Annotated in this window: 1 protein-coding gene; it reads right to left on the reverse strand. The window is 41.8% G+C overall.

All coding sequences use genetic code 11. The features are described 5' to 3' along the window. Window positions 1-185 precede the first annotated feature (185 nt). Window positions 186-5,033: hypothetical protein (locus TY19_RS11630; RefSeq protein WP_079979225.1), on the reverse strand; the 4,848-nt coding region annotated here is incomplete at its 5' end.

The following is a 5,033-nucleotide window of genomic DNA, read 5'->3' on the forward strand; positions in this document are numbered from 1 at the left end:
AACTGCGAAAGAAAATTGAATACAAGCTTAAATCTGGTCATTTTGGCGTTTGTGGTTCTCCTTTTAAAAAGATTTTAAACAGGTTCTTAGAGTTTTCTGTATAAAAAACTAAAATGTTTATTTTTTTTGTGAAGACGGAGAACTCTAAGAGCAGCTCCAATGGAATCAAGAGCTTGATTAATTGTTTATAACCTCTTAATGCTTATTAGAGTACCCTTAATCCGGAAATACTTATGGGAAGCAAGAGTCCGAGCAAGAGCTTCCATTCCCTTATCGCTTATTTGGTTTCCGTTAAGAGAGAGTTCCCTAAGAGCCTTATTGGAAGCAAGAGCCTGAGCAAGAGCTTCTATTCCCTTATCGCTTATTTGGTTATTATTAAGTCTAAGTATCCTAAGAGCAGTATTGGAAGCCAGAGTCTGGGCAAGAGCTTCCATTCCCTTATCGCTGATTTGGTTTCTGTTAAGATAAAGATCTCTAAGAGTTGTATTGGAAGCAAGAGCCTGAGCAATTGCTTCCATTCCCTCATCGCTTATTTGATTATCTTCAAGGAAGAGTGTCTCAAGAGTATTATTGGAAGCAAGAGCTTTACTAATTGCTTTTGCTCCCTCATCACTTATTTCATTACAGCTTAGAGTAAGTTTTTTAAGAACAGTATTGGAAGCAAGAGCCTTAAAGATTGCTTTCGCTCCCTTATCGCTTATGTGGTTTCCGCTAAGAAAGAGTTTTCTAAGAATTGTATTGGAAGCAAGAGCCTGAGCAATTGCTTCCGCTCCCTCATCGCTTATTAGGTTATATTCAAGGTAGAGTGTCTCAAGAGTATTATTGGAGGCAAGAGCTTTACTAATTGCTTTCGCTCCCCTATCGCTTATTTGGTTATTGTTAAGCCCGAGTGTCTCAAGAGTCGTATTGGAAGCCAGAGACTGAGCAATTGCCTCAGCTCCTTGATCGCCGATTTGGTTATAACCAAGGTTGAGTGACTTAAGAGTCGTATTGGAAGCAGGAGATTGAGCAATAACTTCTGCTTCCTTATCGTTTATTCCCCTGCCAGAAAGACCAAGAAGGGTGAGCTTAGGATCATTCCTATAAAGTCGAAATAATAATCTGAAGTCAATTTCTGGATTTTTTATTTCTCTTAAAATTTTGCTTATTCTTTCTTGTTTGATCGTTTCTAAATCTAAAGCCGGGCATTGTATAAAACTCCCTTTGAAATAGGGAATAATACTTGTAAAAAAAAGCGTTTTTAACTGGGGATTTTTATCGGCTTTTAGGGTATGCAAAAGAGGAGCATCTAGCTGAATCGAGGCAAGTGCCACACACCTCTTAAGTTGCAATTCTTCTAATTTGGCAAACTGCAAATAGGTTGGTGTGAGAGGAAAGCGTGATTTTTCAAACGCGCGCAGCTGAGCGCATCGGTTTAAATAAAGCGTTTTGAGATTAGGAGAGCACTTTTCGATTTCCAGAATGGCCTCTTCTTTAATAAATGGACAACCGCTTACATTTAAATAGGTAAGTTCAACATGCAAAAAAGGTTTTAAGGTGGTGTGATCTAAAACAGCGCAGTTCATCAAAGTCACTTTTTTGGGTCGAAGACCTTTATTTTTCATTAAAAAGATTAAAGCATGTAACACGAGGCGTTGCCGCTCTCGATCGGATCTTTCCCCTTTGATCATGTGCCTAAAATCTGCTTCAATCCACTCTCCTTCTTGGTTTTCGCCAAACAAAACATGGGAAGCGCATCGGTTTAAGGTAAACGCAAAAAGCTCGCTTTGGGCTTTTTCGGGGGAGTATTCTTCGCGCTGTTGAATTTCTTCAAACGTTGGGAGCTTGCCAAAGCTAGCTGCATCGGCTTGGGCGGAAGTGAGAGAAATGTCTACCTGACGATCGATCGCTTGTTGTAATCTTTGTTTGGGATCTAAACTGCTAGTAACGGCTTGCTGATATTTAGAGTACACCCAACGGTCTAAGGTTTGCTTGTGACTCCCCCGTAAATTAACGAGATAGGGTAAAAGATCGATAGGAGCAAGTCTTTTTTTATCTTTTAAAGCTTGACGTAAGCAGTCTTGTAGATGGTAAAATTGCACGAGTACATTCATCACCGTGCCGCTGCGTAAAAGAAGCGTTCCTTTAAAGCGATCTTCTGGGTTTTCTTCATATAACTGTTCTTCCTCTTTAGAATTAAAAAGTTGAAGTTCGCGATAAGCCGCATCTTTTTGAATTAAGTCTTCAAGCCAACTACTGAGAATGAGGTTAGGCTCTAAACGGAGAAAAGCCTGCAACACTTCAGAGTCTAAATAGTACTTAGCATCTAAACAAAAAAGAGCCGAAGAAAAATGAACCTTATGCCCGAAGAAATAATGGATGACCGGTTCGACAAAAGAAATATCGTTATCGACGCAGAAAATGCGGTGCGTCTTTTCTTCGACAACATAGTTGGAGAAGCGCCCATCGCCTGGGCGAGTCAATAAAGCACACAGGCAAGCCCAGGTCAATTGCTTGACGTCTAGCTGTTTGGCATTTTCTAACGTCTGCCCTTGTATTGTTTTGGAAATTAAAACGGGATAGACTCGTTTTTTTCCTTTGATGTCGACCTCAAAACGTGCTAGCTGCGTTGGAGAGCTCAACTGACCCGCAATGCGTGCCGTCAGCGCATGGATGGCATATTCCAGCAAAGGATGGGTCGGCTTTTGTTTAAAATGCAGCTGATATCCGTTATGGGTTGCACTCGCAACGGGATGAGCGCTTTTATATTGCCGTTTGAGATTGCCCGTTTCTTCTAAAATTTGTTCACACACGTCCTGGTTGAGATACCGAGCATCGGGCACTGCCGGGCAGCGGATTTTGACTTGGAAGGGATCGTCTGGATCTGGATGGTCGGTTGTCATGGCAAGAATTGCTTGTTGAAACTGCTCTTCTTCTAAGCGTCGGCTTTGTCTAACTCCGCTTGGGTTGGGAATAGAAGCCAGATGAGCGCTTAACGCAGCCAAATTTTCCTCCTCGGGATAGCTATCTAAGACTTTAAGATAGGTCTCTCTTAGAGGTTCCGTGAAAGTCATCTGGGAGAGTCTTTGGTAGTAAGCTTCATGCCAATGCCAAGCTTGATCCGGATCAAGCGCATCAGCTTGTTGTCTGGAAACGAGATGATGTACGAAATGAGCGGTCCAGGGCTTGAGATTTTCTATGTTATCGGGGCGCAGCTCCTCTTCGTAATAAGCCCCTCGAAGGAGATCAATTTTTTGAAAATGAGAGTCTAGCTTAGAAATGCAAGGTTTTAATTGATGAGAATCTAGGTTAGAGAGGCAAAACTTCAAGTTACGGTAAAGAGGGCGCAGGACAAGCCAGTAAATCTTGGCCAGGATTTCTTTTTCATCACAAAATTCTTCTAGGTTAACCTCTTCTTTTTGTTCCCCACAGGTAAAATGGAGGCCCACTCTTTTTAGGTAAATGGCCGCCACCGCCTCTTGCAATAAGAAACCACTTTCGGCTGTGAAAATTTCCTTTTTCACGAGCGCGTCAATGAGATCGAGTGTATTGGCTTCTTCTATGCCGAAATAAAGGGACAAATCATTTAAAAGGTGATGGAGCAGCTCCGAGTAGTGCTTTTTTAGATCGATAATCTTCTCTTTAAAGGGATGGCACCAAATCTGTTCATAGGTCTGCAGGCGATCTGTTAACAGCTGTAGCGCCTGACACTTGCGCCTGATTTCTTTTGTTTGTAGAGAATTTTCATCGAGATAGGTACGCATTTGCGCTTGGTAGAGGTCAAAGAGCGACGAGTTCGTTTGATGAAAGGAGATAGTTTTACGCAGCGTATTATTATGCGAATTAGAAGGATACTCCTCTATTTTTTGCATCTGAGCCAATCCATCGGGCGTGTGGATAAGATCAGGGACAACCGCTGGATTGCCGCCAGAATCGACATGAAAGCCGGAGCGGTGTTTAGTCCCGATACAAGTAAAGACGGGCAAGCCTTGTGCGGGATCTTCTCCCAAGGCTATTATTTGTAGTTCTAATAGGCGAGCTAATTTTACAAAGTACGGGCGATGCTCAATTGCTTCCATGAGAATGCACCATTCCAAGTCTGAGTAAGGACAGATTTCTTCTTTGGCTAGAGATCCCATTGCTCGCAAATCGTACGAACACGGAGGATCTCCTAAAATGGCAATGGCATCTTCGACTAAAGCTTGCAGAAAATTGATCAAGTTCGCAGAAACTTTTTTTTGAAAAGCACGCACCTCTTCAATGATAAAATTTTGCAAGTCGATTGTCTGATAGAGCTCGTAAAAGCTTGCGCGATAAGTATCTAAATTTTTTCGGTAGGTAGTTGTGATAAAACAAGTCGTGGGAAAAGTTTTACTGTTTAAATAACGGTCCATCGTTGGTTTTAGATGATGCAGCCCACTTGCCTCTATCGGTTTTTGTCCTCCTCGCTTGCTAAATAGAGCCGCTATAAGTTTGCGTACTTGTTTATAGAATAATTTAATCAAAGCATGCTGTTCACCCTTGCAGCAGATTGCTTTAAAACGCGTTTCAAGATTTGTGATGAGTTGCACGACTTCCTGACTCTTATCTTCGGCTCTTGCTTTTTTCAAACGCTGCTTAAAAACGCTAAGGGACGTTGAAGCGACTTTAAAGTAGCGAGAAGCTTGGCGTTGGGATTCTGAAGAAGCCATCGAGATGCTCTGAGCCTTTACTGCGTAATGAAGAGCATTGATGGGATCTTTAACTTGTTTCTTATTTAGCTGTTCTTGTTTTCCTTGCTTGTAATGCCATTTGGCGAGTTCGGTAGCTAACTGCTTTTGTTCTTCTGCAAAACAGGAGTCTGATGCTAAATTGAGCAGTAAACGTACACCCTCTTCTATCTCTTTAGGAGACTCTACGACGGGAATAAGCAACAAGAGGCAGTCAAAAATCTTTTTGAGTATCTCTTTTTCCGCATAGGGCGTCAAAAAGGCCATAAAAAAATTAAACTGCTCGACAGCTCGAGAGTATTTTTCCTTCTTAATAGTAGCCAAAATTGCATCGAGGCTTTTTAA

The organism is Candidatus Protochlamydia sp. R18, assembly GCF_000648255.1.
GTDB classification, from domain to species: Bacteria; Chlamydiota; Chlamydiia; order Chlamydiales; family Parachlamydiaceae; genus Protochlamydia; species Protochlamydia amoebophila.